This is a genomic window from Petrotoga sp. 9PW.55.5.1, assembly GCF_003265365.1.
Classification (GTDB): Bacteria; Thermotogota; Thermotogae; order Petrotogales; family Petrotogaceae; genus Petrotoga.
Window position 1 is genome coordinate 24,669 of record NZ_AUPM01000046.1, and the last position, 18,732, is coordinate 43,400.

17 protein-coding genes are annotated in these 18,732 nt (G+C 30.7%); 13 read left to right on the plus strand and 4 right to left on the minus strand.

From position 1 onward, the window contains the following. Positions 1 to 6: 6 nt before the first annotated feature. Genes fbp through PW5551_RS06835 form a run of 3 tightly spaced genes read right to left on the minus strand, consistent with a single transcriptional unit; the run spans position 7 to position 2,950 of the window. Positions 7 to 999: a class 1 fructose-bisphosphatase gene (fbp, locus tag PW5551_RS06825; RefSeq protein WP_113075044.1), complete on the minus strand. Its 993-nt coding sequence runs from the start codon at positions 997 to 999 to the stop codon at positions 7 to 9. A gap of 56 nt (positions 1,000 to 1,055) precedes the next feature. Next, positions 1,056 to 2,396 carry a phenylacetate--CoA ligase family protein gene (locus PW5551_RS06830; RefSeq protein WP_113075045.1) on the minus strand — a complete coding sequence of 447 codons (1,341 nt, stop codon included), beginning with the start codon at positions 2,394 to 2,396 and terminating at the stop codon, positions 1,056 to 1,058. Then, positions 2,396 to 2,950 carry a macro domain-containing protein gene (locus PW5551_RS06835; RefSeq protein WP_113075046.1) on the minus strand — a complete coding sequence of 185 codons (555 nt, stop codon included), beginning with the start codon at positions 2,948 to 2,950 and terminating at the stop codon, positions 2,396 to 2,398. The genes PW5551_RS06830 and PW5551_RS06835 overlap by 1 nt, the downstream gene beginning before the upstream one ends. A 302-nt stretch (positions 2,951 to 3,252) precedes the next feature. Between PW5551_RS06835 and PW5551_RS06840 the strand changes: the two genes are divergently transcribed. The 10 genes from PW5551_RS06840 to PW5551_RS06885 all read left to right on the plus strand — a co-directional run bounded on the left by PW5551_RS06840 (position 3,253) and on the right by PW5551_RS06885 (position 14,815). Continuing rightward, positions 3,253 to 4,539 (plus strand): ABC transporter substrate-binding protein, encoded by a 1,287-nt coding sequence (locus PW5551_RS06840; RefSeq protein ID WP_113075047.1) that lies wholly within the window; start codon positions 3,253 to 3,255, stop codon positions 4,537 to 4,539. A gap of 90 nt (positions 4,540 to 4,629) precedes the next feature. Next, positions 4,630 to 5,514, plus strand: coding sequence for a carbohydrate ABC transporter permease (locus PW5551_RS06845; protein ID WP_113075048.1), 885 nt, complete (start codon positions 4,630 to 4,632; stop codon positions 5,512 to 5,514). Beyond that, positions 5,508 to 6,482, plus strand: coding sequence for a carbohydrate ABC transporter permease (locus PW5551_RS06850; RefSeq protein ID WP_113075049.1), 975 nt, complete (start codon positions 5,508 to 5,510; stop codon positions 6,480 to 6,482). Before PW5551_RS06845 ends, PW5551_RS06850 begins: the two co-directional genes overlap by 7 nt. Before the next feature lie 44 nt (positions 6,483 to 6,526). Further along, a complete protein-coding gene (locus tag PW5551_RS06855; RefSeq protein WP_113075050.1) occupies positions 6,527 to 7,708 on the plus strand; it encodes a glycosyltransferase in 1,182 nt (393 codons plus the stop codon). A 10-nt stretch (positions 7,709 to 7,718) separates the two neighbouring features. Next, a complete protein-coding gene (locus tag PW5551_RS06860; RefSeq protein ID WP_233488465.1) occupies positions 7,719 to 8,534 on the plus strand; it encodes a MurR/RpiR family transcriptional regulator in 816 nt (271 codons plus the stop codon). A gap of 279 nt (positions 8,535 to 8,813) precedes the next feature. Then, the gene (gene lspA, locus PW5551_RS06865; protein WP_113075052.1) at positions 8,814 to 9,269 is read left to right on the plus strand and encodes a signal peptidase II; all 456 of its coding nucleotides are present in this window, start codon (positions 8,814 to 8,816) and stop codon (positions 9,267 to 9,269) included. Next, positions 9,244 to 10,185, plus strand: coding sequence for an RluA family pseudouridine synthase (locus PW5551_RS06870; protein WP_113075053.1), 942 nt, complete (start codon positions 9,244 to 9,246; stop codon positions 10,183 to 10,185). Before lspA ends, PW5551_RS06870 begins: the two co-directional genes overlap by 26 nt. A gap of 19 nt (positions 10,186 to 10,204) precedes the next feature. After that, on the plus strand, positions 10,205 to 12,649 hold the full coding sequence (locus tag PW5551_RS06875) for a DNA polymerase III subunit alpha (protein WP_113075054.1): 2,445 nt from the start codon (positions 10,205 to 10,207) through the stop codon (positions 12,647 to 12,649). A gap of 16 nt (positions 12,650 to 12,665) precedes the next feature. Beyond that, a complete protein-coding gene (locus PW5551_RS06880) occupies positions 12,666 to 13,742 on the plus strand; it encodes a glycosyltransferase family 4 protein (protein ID WP_199562243.1) in 1,077 nt (358 codons plus the stop codon). 20 nt (positions 13,743 to 13,762) lie between these two features. Further along, positions 13,763 to 14,815 (plus strand): lysylphosphatidylglycerol synthase transmembrane domain-containing protein, encoded by a 1,053-nt coding sequence (locus tag PW5551_RS06885; RefSeq protein ID WP_113075055.1) that lies wholly within the window; start codon positions 13,763 to 13,765, stop codon positions 14,813 to 14,815. Here PW5551_RS06885 and glpX read toward each other — a convergent pair. Beyond that, positions 14,809 to 15,837: a class II fructose-bisphosphatase gene (glpX, locus tag PW5551_RS06890; RefSeq protein WP_113075056.1), complete on the minus strand. Its 1,029-nt coding sequence runs from the start codon at positions 15,835 to 15,837 to the stop codon at positions 14,809 to 14,811. The genes PW5551_RS06885 and glpX overlap by 7 nt on opposite strands. 216 nt (positions 15,838 to 16,053) lie before the next feature. Between glpX and PW5551_RS06895 the strand changes: the two genes are divergently transcribed. Genes PW5551_RS06895 through PW5551_RS06905 form a run of 3 tightly spaced genes read left to right on the plus strand, consistent with a single transcriptional unit; the run spans position 16,054 to position 18,732 of the window. After that, the gene (locus PW5551_RS06895) at positions 16,054 to 17,469 is read left to right on the plus strand and encodes an aminopeptidase (RefSeq protein ID WP_113075057.1); all 1,416 of its coding nucleotides are present in this window, start codon (positions 16,054 to 16,056) and stop codon (positions 17,467 to 17,469) included. Further along, on the plus strand, positions 17,466 to 18,029 hold the full coding sequence (locus tag PW5551_RS06900; protein WP_113075058.1) for a hypothetical protein: 564 nt from the start codon (positions 17,466 to 17,468) through the stop codon (positions 18,027 to 18,029). The genes PW5551_RS06895 and PW5551_RS06900 overlap by 4 nt, the downstream gene beginning before the upstream one ends. A 1-nt stretch (position 18,030) precedes the next feature. Further along, positions 18,031 to 18,732: a hypothetical protein gene (locus PW5551_RS06905; RefSeq protein WP_113075059.1), complete on the plus strand. Its 702-nt coding sequence runs from the start codon at positions 18,031 to 18,033 to the stop codon at positions 18,730 to 18,732.

Here is an 18,732-nt window from a genome sequence, read left to right on the forward strand (position 1 = left end):
TTATTATTAATTATTTACAAATTCTAAATATTTTTTTACCTCAAACTCCGAACCCATTATTAGTGGGGTGGTTTGATGTAAACTTTCAGGAAGTATCTCTAATATATCCTGCTTTCCGTCTGTGGCCATTCCACCTACTTGTCTCATAATAAAAGCCATTGGGTTTACTTCATATACTAATCTCAATTTACCATTAGGTCTATTAATATCTGCAGGATAGAGAAATACTCCACCTTTTAACAAATTTCGGTGAAAATCAGAAACTAATGAACCTATATATCTTAAAGTATATTTTCTTTCAGAATATTTTTTTAAAAAATCTATGTATTGGTTTATTTTATCATCCCAATATGGACTATTTGCTTCGTTTACGCTGTAAATGTTTCCGTATTCTGGAATTCTTAAATTTGGATGTGACAAAAGAAATTCTCCAACAGAAGGATCAAGGGTAAAACCATTGACTCCATTACCTGTTGTGTAGACAAACATTGTACTCGAACCATAAATAATATAACCTGCCGCTACTATATCTTTACCTCTATTTAAGAAGTCTTTCTGCGTAATATTTCCGCTAGCTGAAGATTTCCTTTTATATATACCAAATATTGTACCTATACTAATATTGACATCGATGTTGCTCGAACCATCAATCGGATCAAAGACAACTAAATATTTTCCTTTAGAATAAATACTGGGGATCGGGATAATATCGTCAACTTCCTCTGAAGCCATTCCGCATATTTTCCCGGTATATTCCAGAGAATTAATCAAAATTTCATTTGCGTACACATCTAGCTTTTGCTGTTGTTCTCCATGATAATTAAATGTATCTGTTTTACCTAATATTCTTACCAAACCAGCCTTATTAACTTCTTTACTAATAATCTTTGCAGCAAATCCAATTTGCTGTAAAATTAAGGTGAAATCTCCAGTTGCCTCCGGATGTTTTCTCTGTTCCTCCAAAGTAAACCTGGTTAGATTAACAAGCTCTTTTTCCATCTTCCCACCCCCATAATTATCGATATTTTTAATCCTTCTATTTTAAATTACTATCTTTATTTCTTATTATAACTTATAATTAATTGAAACTTTCCAGTTTTTTTATCTGGTTTGATGTCATCTATCACTATGATTTTATAATTTATATTTCTCATATTTTTTCTTTCTAAAATACTGTTAAGTATTTTTTTTGTATCATCAATAATTCGATTTACTGATTCGCTTTTCAAAATTGAAATCTTAAATTCAAAAGATTGATCACTTGTCTGAACAAACTGAAATTTATCTACCCCTTTTACAAAGATCTCTGCTATAACTATTGGATGTATAAAATCTTTTTCCCCGTCTTGGTTTATAAAAGTAGGAATTAATTCAACTCTGCCAGAGATATTTTCAATACATGTAAAAGGCCATTTATAATTTTCTTTTTTTGTAGCTTTAATTACATCCGTTAATTCGTATCTTATAAGAGGTTGGGTATAATTGTATAAATTTGTTAATAAAGTTCTATTATCTTCAATTTCAAGATAAACCGCATCATCATATATATACATCCCTTCTAAATCTTCTCTACAAACTCCCATTGCTAAAGATTCAGATGTGGCATAGTTATCTACGATTTCCGCTTTTTTCCAGATATCTTTAATAAATACTCTATCTGATTTTAAGAGCTGTTCTCCCCCGCAAACAATCACTTTAGGATAAATATTTAAAATCTTTTCTCTTTGAAATTTTGCAAGTAATTTAATTCCATAGGGGTACCCTGTGAGATTATCTGGATTAAACTCATTGAGTTTTTCTATATAAGTTTTTATAGGTCTATTTATATCCATCACCATAAAATCTTTGTAGAAGTATTGTTCAATTTGATGAAGAGGAGATAAAAACAAACTGATGGCCGCGTAGTGACCGTCAACCGCCCCAATAAAAGCGTATTTTTTTCTTTCTAAATTGAATTTGGGAAACATTCGTGTTGAAACTGCCTTAATAAAATCCCACTCTCTCATACTATAGAGATAAAAACCTATTTTGCCACTTGAACCAGAACTATGTATAATATAATATCTATTAAATAGCAAAGATGAAGGATGAGGATTATCCTTTAAAAACTCTGCAACTTTATTTTTAGTGATTCTTTTATCTGCAAAGAATTTTTCAAAATTATTCATAAGAATATTTTTATTTATAATTGGTAATTCAGAAATAGGAATAAAATTCAAATCATTCTCTTTTATTCCACGAGAAGTATAGTATTCATTATAAAAAGGAATATTTTTATACGCATATCTTATAATCTTTCTGAATTTTCTTTCTCTTAAATTAAGGATTTCGTTTCTTGACTTTTTAAGATTTTTACGTAAAGAAAAATAATAATTTAGAGTTCTTAAAAAGCTCATTATTCTGAAAATTCTTTTTCAAAATATCCTAAGTGATTTTCGTTATAGATGATAAATCTTATGTCTTTGAGAAAACTTGGTTTTGATTCTATAAAATCAAACACGGCCTTTTTATAAACTACTACTGCTTTTTCAATAGGATACCCATAAATCCCTGCACTTATAGCTGGCAAAGCTATAGAAGTCAATTGCATTTCTTCCGCCTTTTTTAATGAATTAAAAACAGCTTTGTATAATAACTTTTCTTCATTTGAACTTCCTCCATGCCAAATGGGTCCTACCGTATGGATGATATATTCGCAATTTAAGTAACCACCTGATGTAACTGCTACATCTCCTGTTTCAACAGAACCATATTTACTCAAATATTGATTGGATTCTTCTTGAATTAGCGACCCACCTTTCCTTGAAATTATTCCCGCTACTCCACCACCATGTTGAAGATGAGAATTAGCAGCATTAACAATGGCATCAACCTTTTCAATTGTTATATCTCCAAAAACTAGCGTGATTTTTATATCTTTAATTTTATCTTCCTTAACTATTTTATTCATATTTCTAACCTCCCGCAAAATTCTTTGTGTTACAAACAGAGAATTTGACCTGTGTTTTTCATACTTTAATTATTATAACAAAATCATTATTTCATTTCTAAATTAAAAATAAATCAAAAAATAAGAATAACAAATATAATCGTCTTTATTTAAAAATAATTGGATATAATCATTGATAATCAAAGATAATAAGGCTTTGAAAATATATTTTTTTTGGTTATAATAAAAAGGAAATTTTCTTTTTTATTATAACTTTTAAAAATTATTTTCTAGAATCAAAAATTAAAGGGAGGTGTTTCAAGGTGAAAAAACTTTTAGTAGTACTTTTAGTTATATTTATTAGTGCGATAGTTTTCACACAAAGTATTACATTTTGGCACACTCAAGTTGAAACAGATAGGCAGCAAAGGATAAGAGCATTAGCGCAAATATTTGAAGCACAAACTGGGATAAAGGTTAATTTAGTTCCTATCGAGGAAAATGAAATTTTAGAACAAATCCCAAGGGCTGTTCAAGCAGGTACTTTACCTGATGTTGTAGAAGGTGGTATTTCTCCAATACTATTACTTGGAAGTCAAGGCTTTATGGATACAGAGCTTAACGCAAAGATTATTGAAGATTTTGGAGATGTATATGAAGGTGTATCAAGACTTATGCGAGCCCCAGATGGAGGCTATTATGGAATTCCTTTCCACGCATGGGTTCAAGGTATCTGGTATAATAAAGATTTATTTGAAAAAAGAGATTTAGGGGCACCAACTTCTTGGTACAACATATTGACCGCCGCAAAAGCCTTAAACGATCCCGCAAACCAGTTCTATGGTTTGGTACTTCCTAAAAAAGCAGATGCTTATACCGAACAAGTATTTTCACAAGTTGCACTTTCAAATGGTGCAATACCTATAGACAAAGATGGAAATATTCTTTTCAATACTCCTGAAATGATCGAAGCCTTCAGATTTTATAAAGAGTTGGGAAAATATTCAAGACCTGGATTTACGGGAGTTCCGGAAGCTCTCAATGCGTATTTAAACAACGAAGCAGCGTTGGTTTTCTACTCAACTTATATTATGGATGATATCGCTGTAGAAGAAGTTCAAAAGCAAAGAGTCGAAAACTTTAATCCTCAACTTGTTGAGAATACAGGATTTGCAAATCTAATGATCAATGTCAAGCCTTCTTCCTATGGTGAAGTAGTTGGTTTGGGTATATTGAATACTTCAAAAAATAAAGATGCAGCTGAGCAATGGGTGAAATTCTTAATGACCGGTAATAATTATATTTACTGGCTACATATGGCACCAGGAGGTATGAACCCAACAAGGAGTTCTATAGCTGAAATGGATGAATTTTTAGACAATCCGGTCTTAGAAAGATATGGTAAAGATCAAATAACAACGATTATATCTGCTTTGGATACTGTTGAAAGATTCGAGTTTGTGGAAGGTCAGATAATCGAAGAAATGAGCGTATTATCGGGTAACTTTGTAGTAGGTAGAGCTATCAACAGAATGTTTGCAAATGATTGGACTCCTCAACAAACTGCTCAATGGGCCCAAGAAGAAGCGGAAAAATTGTTAGGTAAGTAATAATTAATTGACGCTTTATGGTAAGCAGATAAGTAAAAAGGGGAATAATTCTATTCCCCTTTTTTTTGAAAAGAGGGAAGGAGGGAAAGGATGACAAAATATAAAGAATTATCTTCCTTAAAAAGAAAAGAAGCTGTCTTCGGATGGAAGTTAGTGTCTCCAGCAGTTATACTGATCGGAGTTTTTATCTTATACCCTGTTCTTTATAATATTTATTTAAGTTTTTTTGAAGTATCTTTAACTCCTGGTCAATCTAATAAGTTTGTTGGTTTAGAGAATTATAGAAGGTTATTAACTGATCCTACTTTTTGGAACTCTTTCGGAATTACTTTGTTATTCGTTGCAATAACTGTTGCAGGTAGTATTTTGGTTGGTTTAGGTGTAGCTTTACTTATGAATAAAGAGTTTCCTGGTAGAGGTATAGTGAGAGCCCTTATTCTATTTCCTTATGTGGCTCCTGTTATTTCAACGGTTTTTGCCTGGCAATACGTACTAATGCCATTGAATGGGCCTCTAACAATCCTATTAAGTAACTTTGGAATAATGGATATAACTCAGGACGTTGTTAACAATCCAAATAATGCATTCTTAGTTGTATCGTTTTACAGTATCTGGAAAAACTTCCCATTTATATATTTAATGATCTTATCAAGATTACAATCTATTTCTCAAGATTATTATGAAGCTGCTGATATTGATGGAGCAAATGGGTGGCAAAAATTCAGACATATAACCCTTCCAGAATTATATTATGTATTGGGCTCTTTAGTTCTTTTAAGAGGTATTTGGAATTTCTATAAATTTGAAGAGGTATATCTTTTATCTAAAGAAGCTAGAACATTACCTATATATCTTTATCAAACTGCATTCACTGGTATTCCTGATCTAGGTGTTGCCGCTGCTATAGCAACGGTTCTTTTCATTGTGATGATGGCCTTAATTACCGTCTATGTAAAGAAGGTGTTAAAATGGTAGTAAGGAAAAGATCTTTTATAAAAACATTTTTCTTTTGGTTTTTTATCGCTCTTGTTATAATATTTGTTGCATATCCATTTGCTTACATGGTATCCGTTTCTTTTAGATATGATTCTGATGCTTTTGATTCGTCGTTAATTCCAAAAAATCCAACTTTGTCTCAATATGCACAACTTTTAGGTTTTCAAGAATCCATAAGACAAGAAATGAGCCAAGAAGAACAACAATTGATTAAATTATTAGAATCACTTCCTGAAGAGCAAAGAGAACAAGTAATGCAAAACATTCAATCACAAAGGCGTAGAGAATCGTTCCCATTTTTAAGATGGTTTGGTAATAGTTTGCTATTAGCTGGACTAAGTGCTTTAACTAGTTTAATAATAGGAATTTTTGGGGCATATTCATTTAGCAGAGTATGGTACCCTGGTAGAAACATGGTTCAAAGAAGCGTCTTACTTGTATATTTAGTTGGAGGAGTAATATTATCTGTCCCGCTTTATGATATGTTCGTAAGAATCGGCTTAACCAACACTGCTGGGACATCTATGTTCTCGCTATATATAATTTATGTTATTCAAACTTTACCGGTTTCTATGTATATGCTTGGAAATTATTTTAGAACTATCCCTGAATCTATAGAAGAAGCAGCCTTGATAGATGGAAGTACGAGGTTTGGAACTATTATGCGAATTATTATTCCACTATCAATGCCGGCAATAATAACGGTATTCATTTACGCATTTATGATTGGTTGGAACGAGTATCTATTTGCATCAATTTTTATAAGACCATTTCCTGGATCTTATACTTTACCTGTAGGTTTGAGAGAAATCTTTTTTTCAGCACATGCGGTTTGGGCTAAAATGATGGCAGCTTCTGTTTTAACTGCCGTTCCTGTTATCGCAATGTTTATGGCTGTAGAAAAATATCTCACGGCGGGATTAACTGCTGGAGGAGTTAAAGAGTAGAATATTAAATTTTTTAAATTAGTAAAAAAAGGAGGAAATATAACATGCCAAACTTCTTTGATGGAAAATTGTTACAGAAATCTCCTGAAAAAGTAAGGATTGTTGTGGGTATCCCAAGTTATAATAATGCAGATACCATTTCTTTTGTGACCGAAACCGCTGCAAAGGGAATAAAAGAATATTTTAATTCTGATGGAATAATAGTTAACTCCGACGGTGGTTCAAAAGATGGGACCAAAGATGCATTCATGAAAACCGATACTGAGAATATTCCAAAATTAGCTTTTGATTATATAGGAATTCCAGGTAAAGGGAGTGCAATGTTATCAGTTATAGAACTCGCAAAATATCTAGATGCCGAAGTAGTTGTGTTTTTGGATTCGGATCTAAAAAGTGTAAGACCATGGTGGATAGAAAGGTTAACAACCCCTATAATAAAAGGAAATTCTGATTATGTGACACCCTATTATGTGAGGCATAAATACGACGGAACAATTACAAACCAGGTCTGTTACCCATTAACATCATCCTTACTGGGACAATCTGTGAGACAACCTATAGGAGGTGATTTTGGAGTAGGGAAATATATGTTTGATATCTATTTGAACAATGTTAACGAAGTTGCCAAAACGGATGTAGCAAAGTTTGGTATAGATATCTGGATGACCACAAACGCTATGTTGAATTCAGACAAAAAAGTTTATCAGGCGGCGTTAGGTGCAAAAGTCCACGATCCTAAAGACCCAGGTTCCGACTTGTCTCCAATGTTTAAGCAGGTAGTAGGCACTTTATTTGAAATTCTCGTAGAAAATTTTTCAAAGTGGAAAGAGATAAAAACCGTAGAAGAAGCCCCAATATATGGTGAAATCCCAAAAGTTACCGTTGAACCAATAAATATAAACATAGATAACTTAAAAAAACAGCTTTTAGAAGGTTTGAAAATAGAAGAAACCAAAAGGTTAGCAGGAAATTATCTTGAAACAATTAAAGAAGAAAAAAAGATTTCACTAAAAATATGGGTAGATATTTTATACAATGCCTTATTAGAGTATTCAAAGAATAAAGATAAAAATATTGTTGAGTCTTTGGTCCCTTTATATTTTGGGAGAGTAGCAGATTTTGCTGAAATAACAAAAGATATGGATGAAGATGCCGCTGAAAAAATCATAAGAAACCAAATAGAAATATTTAATAAAAAAAAGAGAATGTTAATAGACAGCTTGTAAAAATCAAGAGGTGAAGAAGTTGGTAACTTCAAAAATTAAAGGACTATATAATTCACTAACAGAAAAAGAAAAGCTAGCAGCCCAATATATAATAGAGCGACCTGGAGACGTTATACATTATAGCATTACAGAATTATCTAACTGGGCAGGAACGAGTGAAACTACCATATATCGTGTTTTAAAAAAAGCTGGTTACTCTGGATATCAAAGATTCAAATTAGAATTGGCTAGAGAATTAAGCATACCTGCACTAGAACCAAAAGAAACACTAGATATTTTTGACCTAGTGTTTAATAAAACTATAAATTCTTTATCAGATATTCAAAGTCAAATAGATAAAAATAAAATCAATCAAATTTCTGATATTATATTAAAGAGTAAAAAATTATTATTCTATGCTGTTGGAAGGTCTTTTCCTGTTGCACTAGATGCATCTTTAAAATTTGCAGCACTTGGTTTTTCCACAAATGCATATTCGGATCCACACATGCAGGTAATCGTAGGATCAAATCTGGAAAAAGATGATACTGTTATAGCAATAAGCCATTCAGGAGTAATAAGAGATACATACAAATCAGCACAGGTAGCAAAAGAAGCTGGAGCTTATACAATAGGAATTACAGCGGGAGTTAATTCCCCATTATCTAGAATAGTAAATACTGTTTTATATACCTCTGCAGAAATGCCTGAAGAAAGTGAGTTCACAGTAAGCAGAATTGGTGAAATGTTTATGATTGAACTTTTGTATAATTATGTATCTTCAAAAATGTCTCTAGAAAAAAAAGAAAGTAGGATCAGCGAAGCTATGAAGACCAAGAAATTTTGAATCCTGTTCAGTTCTGATTCCCCTTCTTAGAAGGGGTTTTTCTTTTTTACTGTCTCTTTCTAAGTAAGATTTATTTTAATAGCGGAAAACATATCTTCAAGCATCTTTATTAAGTTTTGTAGAAATGACCCACAGTAACAAGGCTTATCTTTCACTTTTAAAATCATTAATATGATCTATTATTTTGATTTTAACGCTGAAATAAGAAAATTTTTTTCATACTATGTTATAATCGATTTCAGAGATATTTAGTCTTTTTAAAAGGAGAGATATTGTTTTATGACCTGGATTATCCCCATTATCATTTTTTTTGATCAAATTACAAAAAAACTTTCAGAGATTTACTTGATTAATAATACTATAAAAGTCGGCTTTTTCCAATTGACCTATGTGAAAAATACTGGAATTGCCTTCGGCCTTTTTCAGGGAAAAGCTTTATTTCATGCTATAATTTCTACAATTGTAGTTATTTTTCTTTTTTCTTTCAGAGAAATATACAAGAAGAAGACCCAGCCTTTTTTTAAATCTTTTGATTTAGGTATGTCTTTTATTCTAGGAGGAGCTTTAGGGAATATATTTGATAGAGTCAGACTTGGTTACGTTGTTGATATGATTTATTGGCCAAACTTTTCAATATTCAATGTGGCAGACATGTTTGTTACTTTTGGGGCATTGATATTACTGTACCATCTTTTACGAAGGAGTTCATATGAAAAAAAGAATAATCAAGGTTAAAAGTGAAGAACAACAAAAACGGCTAGATGTTTTTGTGGTTGAGAATTCATTCGAAGGAGTTTCGAGAAACCTCCTTAAAAATGCCATTAGTGAAGGAAATATAAAAGTCAATGGTAACATAAAAAAAGCCCATTATACCGTGAAAATTGGTGATGAAATAGAAATAGATTTAGATAATCTTAAAGAAGATAGAAATGAAAAAGATATTTTACCTGAAAACATTCATTTAGATATTCTATATGAAGACGAAGACCTCATTGTTATTAACAAACCAGCCGGATTGATTGTACATCCAACCCCAACTATTAAAAGTGGTACTTTAGTTAATGGTTTACTTTATCATATAGAAGATTTCAAAAGTTTTTCACAAAACTCAGAGCGATTGGGTATAGTTCACAGGCTTGATAAGGAAACCTCTGGTGTATTAGTGGTTGCTAAAAACCCCATAACTCTTCACCTTTTATCAAAACAATTCAAAGAAAGAAAGACAAAAAAATATTACTTAACAATTGTAGAAGGCTTATTAAAAGAAAAAGAAGGAGAAATTAATTTACCGTTAGGAAGACATCCAACCTTAAGACAAAAAAGAGCTGTTGTGTACAATGGAAGAGAAGCAATAACTGAGTATAAGGTTTTAAAAGAGTTTGATAATTTGGCATCTCTTGTTTGGATAAGACTCAAAACAGGCAGAACTCATCAAATAAGGGTGCATTTCAAATATTTAGGCAACCCTGTAGTTGGTGATTCCCTTTATGGGAAAAATAAAATAGAGAAAAATTACGGCATTACTGCTGATAGGCAGATGCTTCATGCATTAAAACTGGGCTTTTATCATCCCATGAAAAAAACTTGGGTGGAATTTTTAGCGCCTCCACCTTCTGATTTTAAAAATTTACTGGTAGAGTTGAATAAATAGTAGAATCGGAGGTCTTTTTTTGAAAATATTAGGACCCATTGTTACATCAAAAACGATAGGAAAATCTTACATACAACTAAGGGATCTCTTTCCAATAGCTAAAAGATATGGATTTGAAGGAATAATTCTATCAGAACCTCATCCAAAGTCTTGGATAAGTTTTATTAATTATGCTATAAAGTATAGAATAAAACCTTTTATTATTTACGAAACAAACGAAGATAACTTCTTAATTCAAACAAACAAAGATATTCAGAATGGAATTTCTTATTACAATGGATTAAATAAAGATTTAAATTTAAAGAAACTAAAAATAAAACTTCCTCATGTAATCTATCCATCTACCGCATTTAAAAAAATATTTCAAAATGAAGAAGCACTTACTATAAAAGATCTTTTAAAGTATCAAAACGAATTATCTATCTTTAAAGATATTGATACTCAATATAATCTCAAAGAGTACAAATTTAAAGAATATGAACTTATTAATAATAAAATTGAAGGATATATTTCTACAAACAATTTGACGCCTGAAGAGAAAAAAAGACTAATCTACGAATTAAAAATAATTAAGAAACTCAAAGTAGAAAACTATATATTAACAGTAAAAAAGATAGTAGATACAGCTACTAAGAATAATATCCCCATTGGTCCTGGAAGAGGTTCTGCAGTAGGCTCATTTTTAGTATACAAACTTGGTATAACAAAAATTGATCCTCTAAAGTACGATTTAATATTTGAAAGATTCCTAAATGAATACAGACATGAACTACCAGATATAGATCTTGATGTTGATGCAGAAAAAAGAATCGATCTAATAAAAGCCCTTCAAAATGAGATAGGTCAAAACAACATAGCCCAAATAAGAACCTATTCAACTATGAAAATCAAATCCGTATTAAAAAAATCAGAAGAGCTACTAGGTTATAAAAGTAATATAAATTTCCATTCTCCATTAAGATCAAAAGAAAATGTTGTTAAATTCAAATCATTATCGAAAGAAGACAAATTATTTTACACTCTTTCTTATTATTTAGAAGGTTTAGAAATAGCTGAATCAACTCATGCAGCTGGTCTAATCATATCACAAAATGATTTACGAAGATTTTCACCTATTGAAAAAAAGGATATTCCTATCTTAGAATGGGAGATGTCTGATTTAAAATTATTGGGAGTAGAAAAGTTCGATGTTTTAGCTCTCGATACATTAACTTTTTTAAGAAAACTCAATGTAAAAGAAGAATATGAAAATTTAAACGACGATAAAACTTACCATTATCTATCTAAAGGTTTAACAAAAGGCATTTTTCAACTTGATTCTAAACTTGGGAAACGTTTAAGTATAAAAATAAAACCTAAAAATTTTGAGGAATTGGCTTTGTTATTAGCAATAAACCGCCCTGGACCACTTGAATCAGGAATGATAGATCAGTACATTGAAACCACCTCTCCAGATTACATGAAAAAAATATTACCAGAAACAAAGGGCGTTTTGGTTTATCAAGAGCAGATAATGAAAGTAGCTCAAATCTTAGGTGGATTCACTTCTCAGGAATCTGATTTACTAAGAAAAGTAGTATCTAAAAAAAGGAAAGATGAGATTACTAATTTTAAAAACAAATTTATCATAACAGCTTCAAAGCAAATTGGAAAAGAGCAAGCAACTTCGTTATTTTTACAGATAGAAAACTTCGCACAATATGCGTTCAATAAGTCACATGCAGTTGCTTATGCACATATAACGTATTGGTTAGCGAAGGAGAAGTTTAAAAATCCGTCCCGTTTCTTCTTTGAATATATAAACCTAAAAGGGTTGGATCTTGATATATTAAATGAGAGTTCTTTTTTAGGTATAAGAATAAAGTTACCTGATATCAGTTCTCCAATCGGTTTATATACTGAATCAGAAATCACATTACCCATGTATGTTATAAAAGGTGTAGGTAAAAACATAACAGAGACATTTCAGGATAGTAAAATTAATGGTGTTGATGATTTTTTTGATTTTGTAATTGCTAATAATATAAATAGAAATATCATCGAATTACTAATAAAAAGCGGTTCATTAGATAAGTTCCAGCCAAATAGAAAAAAATTATTAAAAGAATCTGCACAAAGACTAAAAGGCAAGATCCAACAACTAGAAGAAATAAAAAGTTCTCTATTTGGTGAATTAGAAAAAAGTTCAAAAAAAGAAAATGAAACAACTTTACAAGACCTCGCAAAGTACGAAATAGAAACTATAGGATACCCTCTATCTCTTATGCACCAAAAAGGGCTTTCAAAAAGTTTGATAAATAAATATTTTAATAATGAAAAAATTAATTTTAATGGATATGCTTATCACAATTATTTAATAGATAATTCTTCGATTATATATAGTAAAATATATAATAAAAGTTTGAATAAAATTAATAAAAAAAATAATAAAAAAATATTGATTACAAACATAATTATATTCTAATATTGGGGATGATTTAATGAACAAAAAATCAAAGATAGTTATTAGTATGTTTTCTTCTTCTGAAAAGATTAAAGGGCAGGGGGTAGATTCGGCTTATCAAGAATTGATAAAGGCTTTAGAAGACTTTTCTGATGACTTTGAAATAGTTTTTAAAAAAAAGAGTTTTATAGATATAGCCCATTTTCATACAGTTGATTTTAGACATTTTTTATTTCAACTCATTTCAAAAGGACGGATTATAACAGTAGTTACTGTTCATTTTCTTCCACAAACATTAGAAAATAGTCTTAATTTACCTTTTTTTCTAAAACATATCTTTTATAACTATCTAATTAACTTTTATAAAAGCGTAGATTATTTGGTAGTAGTTAACCCCAATTTCGTAAAAGAGCTAGAAAGTTATGGCATTGCTGAGGAACGAATAACTTATATACCAAATTTCGTATCAGATGAAAGCTTTTATCCTTTTACTCAGGAACAAATAGAAACCGAAAGAAAAAATTTAGGAATTTCTCTTGATAAGTTTGTAATCTTTGGAAATGGACAAGTTCAAATAAGAAAAGGGGTACAAAATTTCTTAGAGGTTGCAAAAAAAATGCCAGATACCGAATTCTTGTGGGCGGGAGGGTTTTCTTTTGGAAAGATAACATCTGGTTATGAAAATCTAAAAAAAATGGTCGAAAACCCACCAACAAATGTAAAATTTCTAGGAATAATAGATCGCAAGAAAATGAATTTATATTACAACATATCTGACCTTTTTTTTCTTCCTTCATACAACGAATTGTTTCCAATGTCTATTTTAGAAGCCATGGCTTGCCATAAACCATTGCTTTTACGGGATTTACAAGAATATAAAGATATATTAAACGGATATTACCTAAAAGGTAATGAGGTGAATGATTTTATAAGTGAAATCAAAAAGTTAAGAATAAACAAAGATTATTATGAACAAGCAAAAGAAAATTCCATTTTAGGAGGCCAATTTTATTCAAAAAATAACGTTACTTCGAAATGGAGAGAATTTTATTTAAATCTTTACGAATCCAAAAAACAAAATAGGAAAAACCCATCTCATAAATTCAATGGTTAAAAATAATTCCGGAGGTAAAAATGTCTGAAAGCACTGGATCTAATAAAGCTTTAAGCAGAAAAAGAATCATAATAAACGTAATTATTGCTCTTATCATAGGCTTTGCTATCAACATTTTGATTGCCTTTTTTGCGGATTTTCAAGAAACAATAGCTACAATTAAAACAATCGATTTAACTTTTATTATAAAAATTTTTGGTGTCTTTGCATTTGCTTATATTATAGATTTAGTTAGACTATATATAGTAACTTTTAGTTTCAACAAAAGATTAAGATTCAAAGACGCCCTTCACAACACTTTTTCTTACTATTTTATGTCTAATATTACCCCCATGGCAAGTGGAGGCCAGCCATACCAGATATACCATCTCACAAAATTAGGGATCGAATCAACACTTGCAACGAATATAGTGATGTCTAGATTAGCTGAAAATCTCTTGTTTTCAGCAGCAATGATATTAATCTTTATTAGAAGAGTTTTAAAAATTATAGCGAATGTTGGGGTTGGAAAATATATTCTTGTAATAGGAATTATATCCGCTTTAGGCTTTTCAGCTTTAGTAGTTATCTTATTTTTGAACCCTAAGATATTCTACAAATTTTTCAACTTTCTTTTAAAGATATTACCGATAAAAAACAAAACTAAAATGGAGAATAGAATGGAAAAACTTAAAAATTGGCTTGAAGATCTGAAAGCTAGCATTAATTTACTCTGGATTAAAAAAGCTTATATATTGGCGATTGATTTCATCTTGGGAGGTTTTATAGTCTTCTTTCATTCATTAGGGTTATATATAGCTTTGACTTCTGTTACAACATTAAATTACAACATTTTAGATGTTCTTATATTATTCATAATTATGAATTTTGTAATATATTATATACCCACACCAGGTTCCTCAGGAGGAGTAGAAACACTATATGGTATTGTACTGGCTGGCCTTATACCAGCAAAATTCTTATCTTCAATAGTGCTTTTATGGAGATTTGCAACTTATTATCTGCAAATAGCTTTTGAAGCTATAATAATGCTTTTTACAAGGTCAAAAGTAAAAAACGAATCTTCTCAATAGATTTTGTTCTTTTTTAAATCCATCAATTTTATATCTTTTTCTAAAGACTTTAATCTAATAGTTTTATTCTTTAAATTGTGCATAGTTTCTATCTTTCTAATAGTTGCACTTTTACTTCTCATAGTTAGTGTTTGGGTATAGGCAAACCCTTTTATAAACTTAACGCCTTTTAATAGATCCCCATCCGTTATTCCTGTTGCTGAAAATATAACGTCTTCACCACTTACCAATTCATCTGTGTAAAATACCTTTTCCAACTCCCAACCTTTTTCATTTATCGATTCTTCCTCTATCCGGTCTCTAGCCCACATTTTCATCTGTATTTCGCCGCCTAAAGTTTTTAGAGCTGCAGCTGCTAAGGTTCCTTCTAAAGTCCCTCCAATGCCAAGGTAAATATCCACTCCGCTTTCCTCAATAGAGGTTGCTATTGATGCTGTTATATCTCCATCACTAATCAATTTTATTCTAGAACCAACCTCTTTTATCTCCTCTATAATTTCTTCGTGCCTTTGTCTGTTTAAAATAACAAAAGTAATTTCACCAGGTAAAACCTTCAAAGTATCACTTGCTATCTCTATATTTTCTCTAATCGATTTTTTAATATCAAGTTTTCCTTTTAACTCAGGACCAACAGCTAACTTTAATGAATAATAAGTTGGTAAAACTTTGATCCCTCCCTTAATTGTAGATGCAACCGCACTTATAGCATTAGGCAAACCAAAAGCTGCTAACTTAACACCATCTATAGGATCAACAGCTAAATCCATTTCTGTAGTTCCATCATCCCAAATCCCCAACTTCTCACCAACGTACAACATTGTTGCATTCTCTTTTGTTAATTTGCTAAGAACTATATTTCCTTTAAAATCAATATAATCAAACATACCTCTCATAGCATCGATAGAGTTACGATTGATCATATCAAGATTCCCGCTTCCTAAGAAAAGGCTCCCTATTAATGAGGAAGCTTCGGTAACTCTAACAAAATCCATCGTCAACTCTGGATAAATCTTTTTATCCATATTATTTATCCCTCCTTAAAAAGTATGCCATCTATATTATAATACTTTTAATTTCTTTTTAAAAACATAAAATCGAGAGAAAACAAGAGTATAGAGCACTTAATTAGGACTATAGATAATTATTTGTCTTTAATTATCTTTAAATGGATTTAGTGATATTAATTACTTTTTCATATTTTCAAAAAAATATGGTAAAATTTTATTGGAGGTGATCTAATGAATTTGTCAGAGTTAGAAAAAAAATTAACAAGAAAACAAAAAAACGTATGGAGCAAAAGGAACAAAGAAGATATAGAAAAATATTCTAGGCAGTACAAAGCATTCATTGACTTTTCTAAAACAGAAAGAAAAGCGGCAAAATATGCAGTACAAATGCTTGAAAAATACGATTTCAAACCTCTTTCTTACTATGAAGAAAAAGGTAAGATAGAAAAGGGTGACAAAGTCTATTACTTAAATAGGGATAAGTCATTGTTCGCATTAAAGTACAATAGCTCTTTAAAAGATGGGATTAATATTGTGGGTGCACACATAGACTCACCTAGGTTTGATTTAAAGCCTGAACCAATAATTGAAGATGAAAACATTGCAATGGCAAAGACTCACTATTATGGCGGAGTAAAAAAATATCAATGGTTCAACATTCCTCTTGAACTTCATGGAGTTGTTATTAAAAGCGACGGAAGTAAGATAGAAGTATCTATAGGAGAAGACGAAAACGATCCTATCTTTGTTATATCAGATTTACTGCCACATCTAGATAGTGATTTAAGCAACAAGAAAGTATCAGATGCATTTGAAGCAGAAAAAATGAACCTCCTACTCGGAACAATCTCTATTAGCTACGATGAGGATAATAATGTAAAAAACCCAATCAAACTCAATATATTAAATATCTTAAACGAAAAATATGGTTTGGTAGAAGAAGATTTAATAAGTGCTGAATTAGAAGCAGTACCTGCTCTAAAAGCTAGAGATGTTGGGTTAGATAGAAGCTTAATGGCTTCATATGGACACGATGATAGAGTTTGCGCTTACACAGCTTTAACAGCTCTACTAGATTCAAAAGAATCTGTTAAAAATCCAGCCGTATTACTTGTTGATAAAGAAGAGATAGGAAGTACAGGAAATACTGGAGCACGAAACCATTTTTGGATGTATGCGTTAAGTAAGCTTGCGACTATTAGTGAAAAGATGCTGCCAATCGAAATTGAAAATATCTTCATCAATTCAACGTTGTTATCTGCAGACGTATCTGCGGCCATTGATCCAAATTACAAAGAAGCACACGATCTATCTAATGCACCAAAATTAGGATACGGTATAACCCTAATGAAATATACAGGCTCAAGGGGTAAAGGCGGTACTAACGACGCCAATGCTGAACTTGTTGGTAAAATAAGAAATCTTTTCAACCTGGAGAATATTTCCTGGCAAATTGGTGAATTAGGTAAAGTTGACAGAGGTGGAGGAGGTACAATAGCCTTGTTCTTCTCTGATAAAGGATTAGATGTTTTGGATGCTGGTGTTCCGCTTTTGGGAATGCACTCCCCATACGAAGTTGCATCAAAAGCGGATATTTATGAAACTTATTTGGCTTATAAGACATTTTTTGAAAAATTTGGAAAATGAAATTATTTGTTGGGAACCCCTTAAATTCTTTAGAGTTTACGGATCTTGACATATTAATATCAACCTCAGACTGGTCTTTAAATGACCAATCTGAGGTTGTTGCTATCCTTAACAAATATTCAGTAGAATGTTATATAAAAAGGAATAAAACGATGTTAAACAAAGAGAATAGGTTTATAACTTGTCAAAACTTTTTATTGTCTTTTGGTTACACAAATGATGCGATGAATTTTGAATTTTACTTCTTAAATCTTTTGTATCAAACTGACTTGATCATTCTGTCACTTAACTTTTCTGAAACTCTCTTAGAAAAGGTTTTATCTCACATTCATTCAAATTTAAGAAAAGTAAAAATACCCGCATTAATTGTAAATATGATGAACGATAGACCTAAAATTTCTTATATAGTGCCAAACTATAAGAATAGTTATGAAATAAAAGACGCCTTGTATTTTTATCTTGAAATAAATAAAAATGGTAACTTCTTCTATTCTTTTGGAAAGTATCTTTCAGACCTTAAAGAATCTGTAAAAAGTTTTGAAGTTAAGGTTTTGAGATAAAATGAAAAACTATAATTTTTTATTAAAGCTTCAATATTCTTTTCTTAAAAAACATATTTTTAGTTCTCTAGAAAATATCTCTGATACGAGGGAAAGCATCAAAGATAGTTTGGGAATATACATTTTAGAACAAATATCCCCCAAAAAATTAATAAAATCCTTTACTTCAGGTGTAAGCAAAGGATTTTACATATTCTTCTATTCTTCAAATAAAAATGTTCCATATAGAAAACTAAAACTTATAAACGAAATAGCAAACATATATGGAATACATTTAATCTTATTTTTAAAAAACGTTTCTTTAAGCATTTTCAATAACAATGTAATTGTCATAAACACAGAAAAAACACTAGCTAATAGAATTTTCACCATAAACTCATATAAAATATCTTTTGTGCTCCCACAAGAGATAACTAACCCAGCTGTTGCTATGACTTTAAATATACAAGGGATTGATGTCGTTTTTATTAGAAGCTCTTCTTATTATGAAATGCAGGATTTTTCCAACAATATACTTGCCTACGCTCTTACAGATAAAAACATATTTGCTCCAACTATATTAGACAAACATAAAGCTCTTCTCAAAGAGAAAAATCTTTTATGGCTCAATATGAAGGATTTAAAAATTATTAAAAATAACTATCTTGAGAATAATTCAAGCGATCTTTTAAGAATAAAAAACAAACTTGATCTACTAAGATAA

Coding starts and splice junctions, on each gene's coding strand:
- PW5551_RS06905 (WP_113075059.1), top strand. CDS start 18,031: ATGAAAAACTATAATTTTTTATTAAAGCTTCAATATTCTTTTCTTAAA.
- PW5551_RS06830 (WP_113075045.1), bottom strand. CDS start 2,396: ATGAGCTTTTTAAGAACTCTAAATTATTATTTTTCTTTACGTAAAAAT.
- PW5551_RS06870 (WP_113075053.1), top strand. CDS start 9,244: ATGAAAAAAAGAATAATCAAGGTTAAAAGTGAAGAACAACAAAAACGG.
- PW5551_RS06895 (WP_113075057.1), top strand. CDS start 16,054: ATGAATTTGTCAGAGTTAGAAAAAAAATTAACAAGAAAACAAAAAAAC.
- PW5551_RS06855 (WP_113075050.1), top strand. CDS start 6,527: ATGCCAAACTTCTTTGATGGAAAATTGTTACAGAAATCTCCTGAAAAA.
- fbp (WP_113075044.1), bottom strand. CDS start 999: ATGGAAAAAGAGCTTGTTAATCTAACCAGGTTTACTTTGGAGGAACAG.
- PW5551_RS06850 (WP_113075049.1), top strand. CDS start 5,508: ATGGTAGTAAGGAAAAGATCTTTTATAAAAACATTTTTCTTTTGGTTT.
- glpX (WP_113075056.1), bottom strand. CDS start 15,837: ATGGATAAAAAGATTTATCCAGAGTTGACGATGGATTTTGTTAGAGTT.
- PW5551_RS06880 (WP_199562243.1), top strand. CDS start 12,666: ATGAACAAAAAATCAAAGATAGTTATTAGTATGTTTTCTTCTTCTGAA.
- PW5551_RS06885 (WP_113075055.1), top strand. CDS start 13,763: ATGTCTGAAAGCACTGGATCTAATAAAGCTTTAAGCAGAAAAAGAATC.
- PW5551_RS06900 (WP_113075058.1), top strand. CDS start 17,466: ATGAAATTATTTGTTGGGAACCCCTTAAATTCTTTAGAGTTTACGGAT.
- PW5551_RS06835 (WP_113075046.1), bottom strand. CDS start 2,950: ATGAATAAAATAGTTAAGGAAGATAAAATTAAAGATATAAAAATCACG.
- lspA (WP_113075052.1), top strand. CDS start 8,814: ATGACCTGGATTATCCCCATTATCATTTTTTTTGATCAAATTACAAAA.
- PW5551_RS06845 (WP_113075048.1), top strand. CDS start 4,630: ATGACAAAATATAAAGAATTATCTTCCTTAAAAAGAAAAGAAGCTGTC.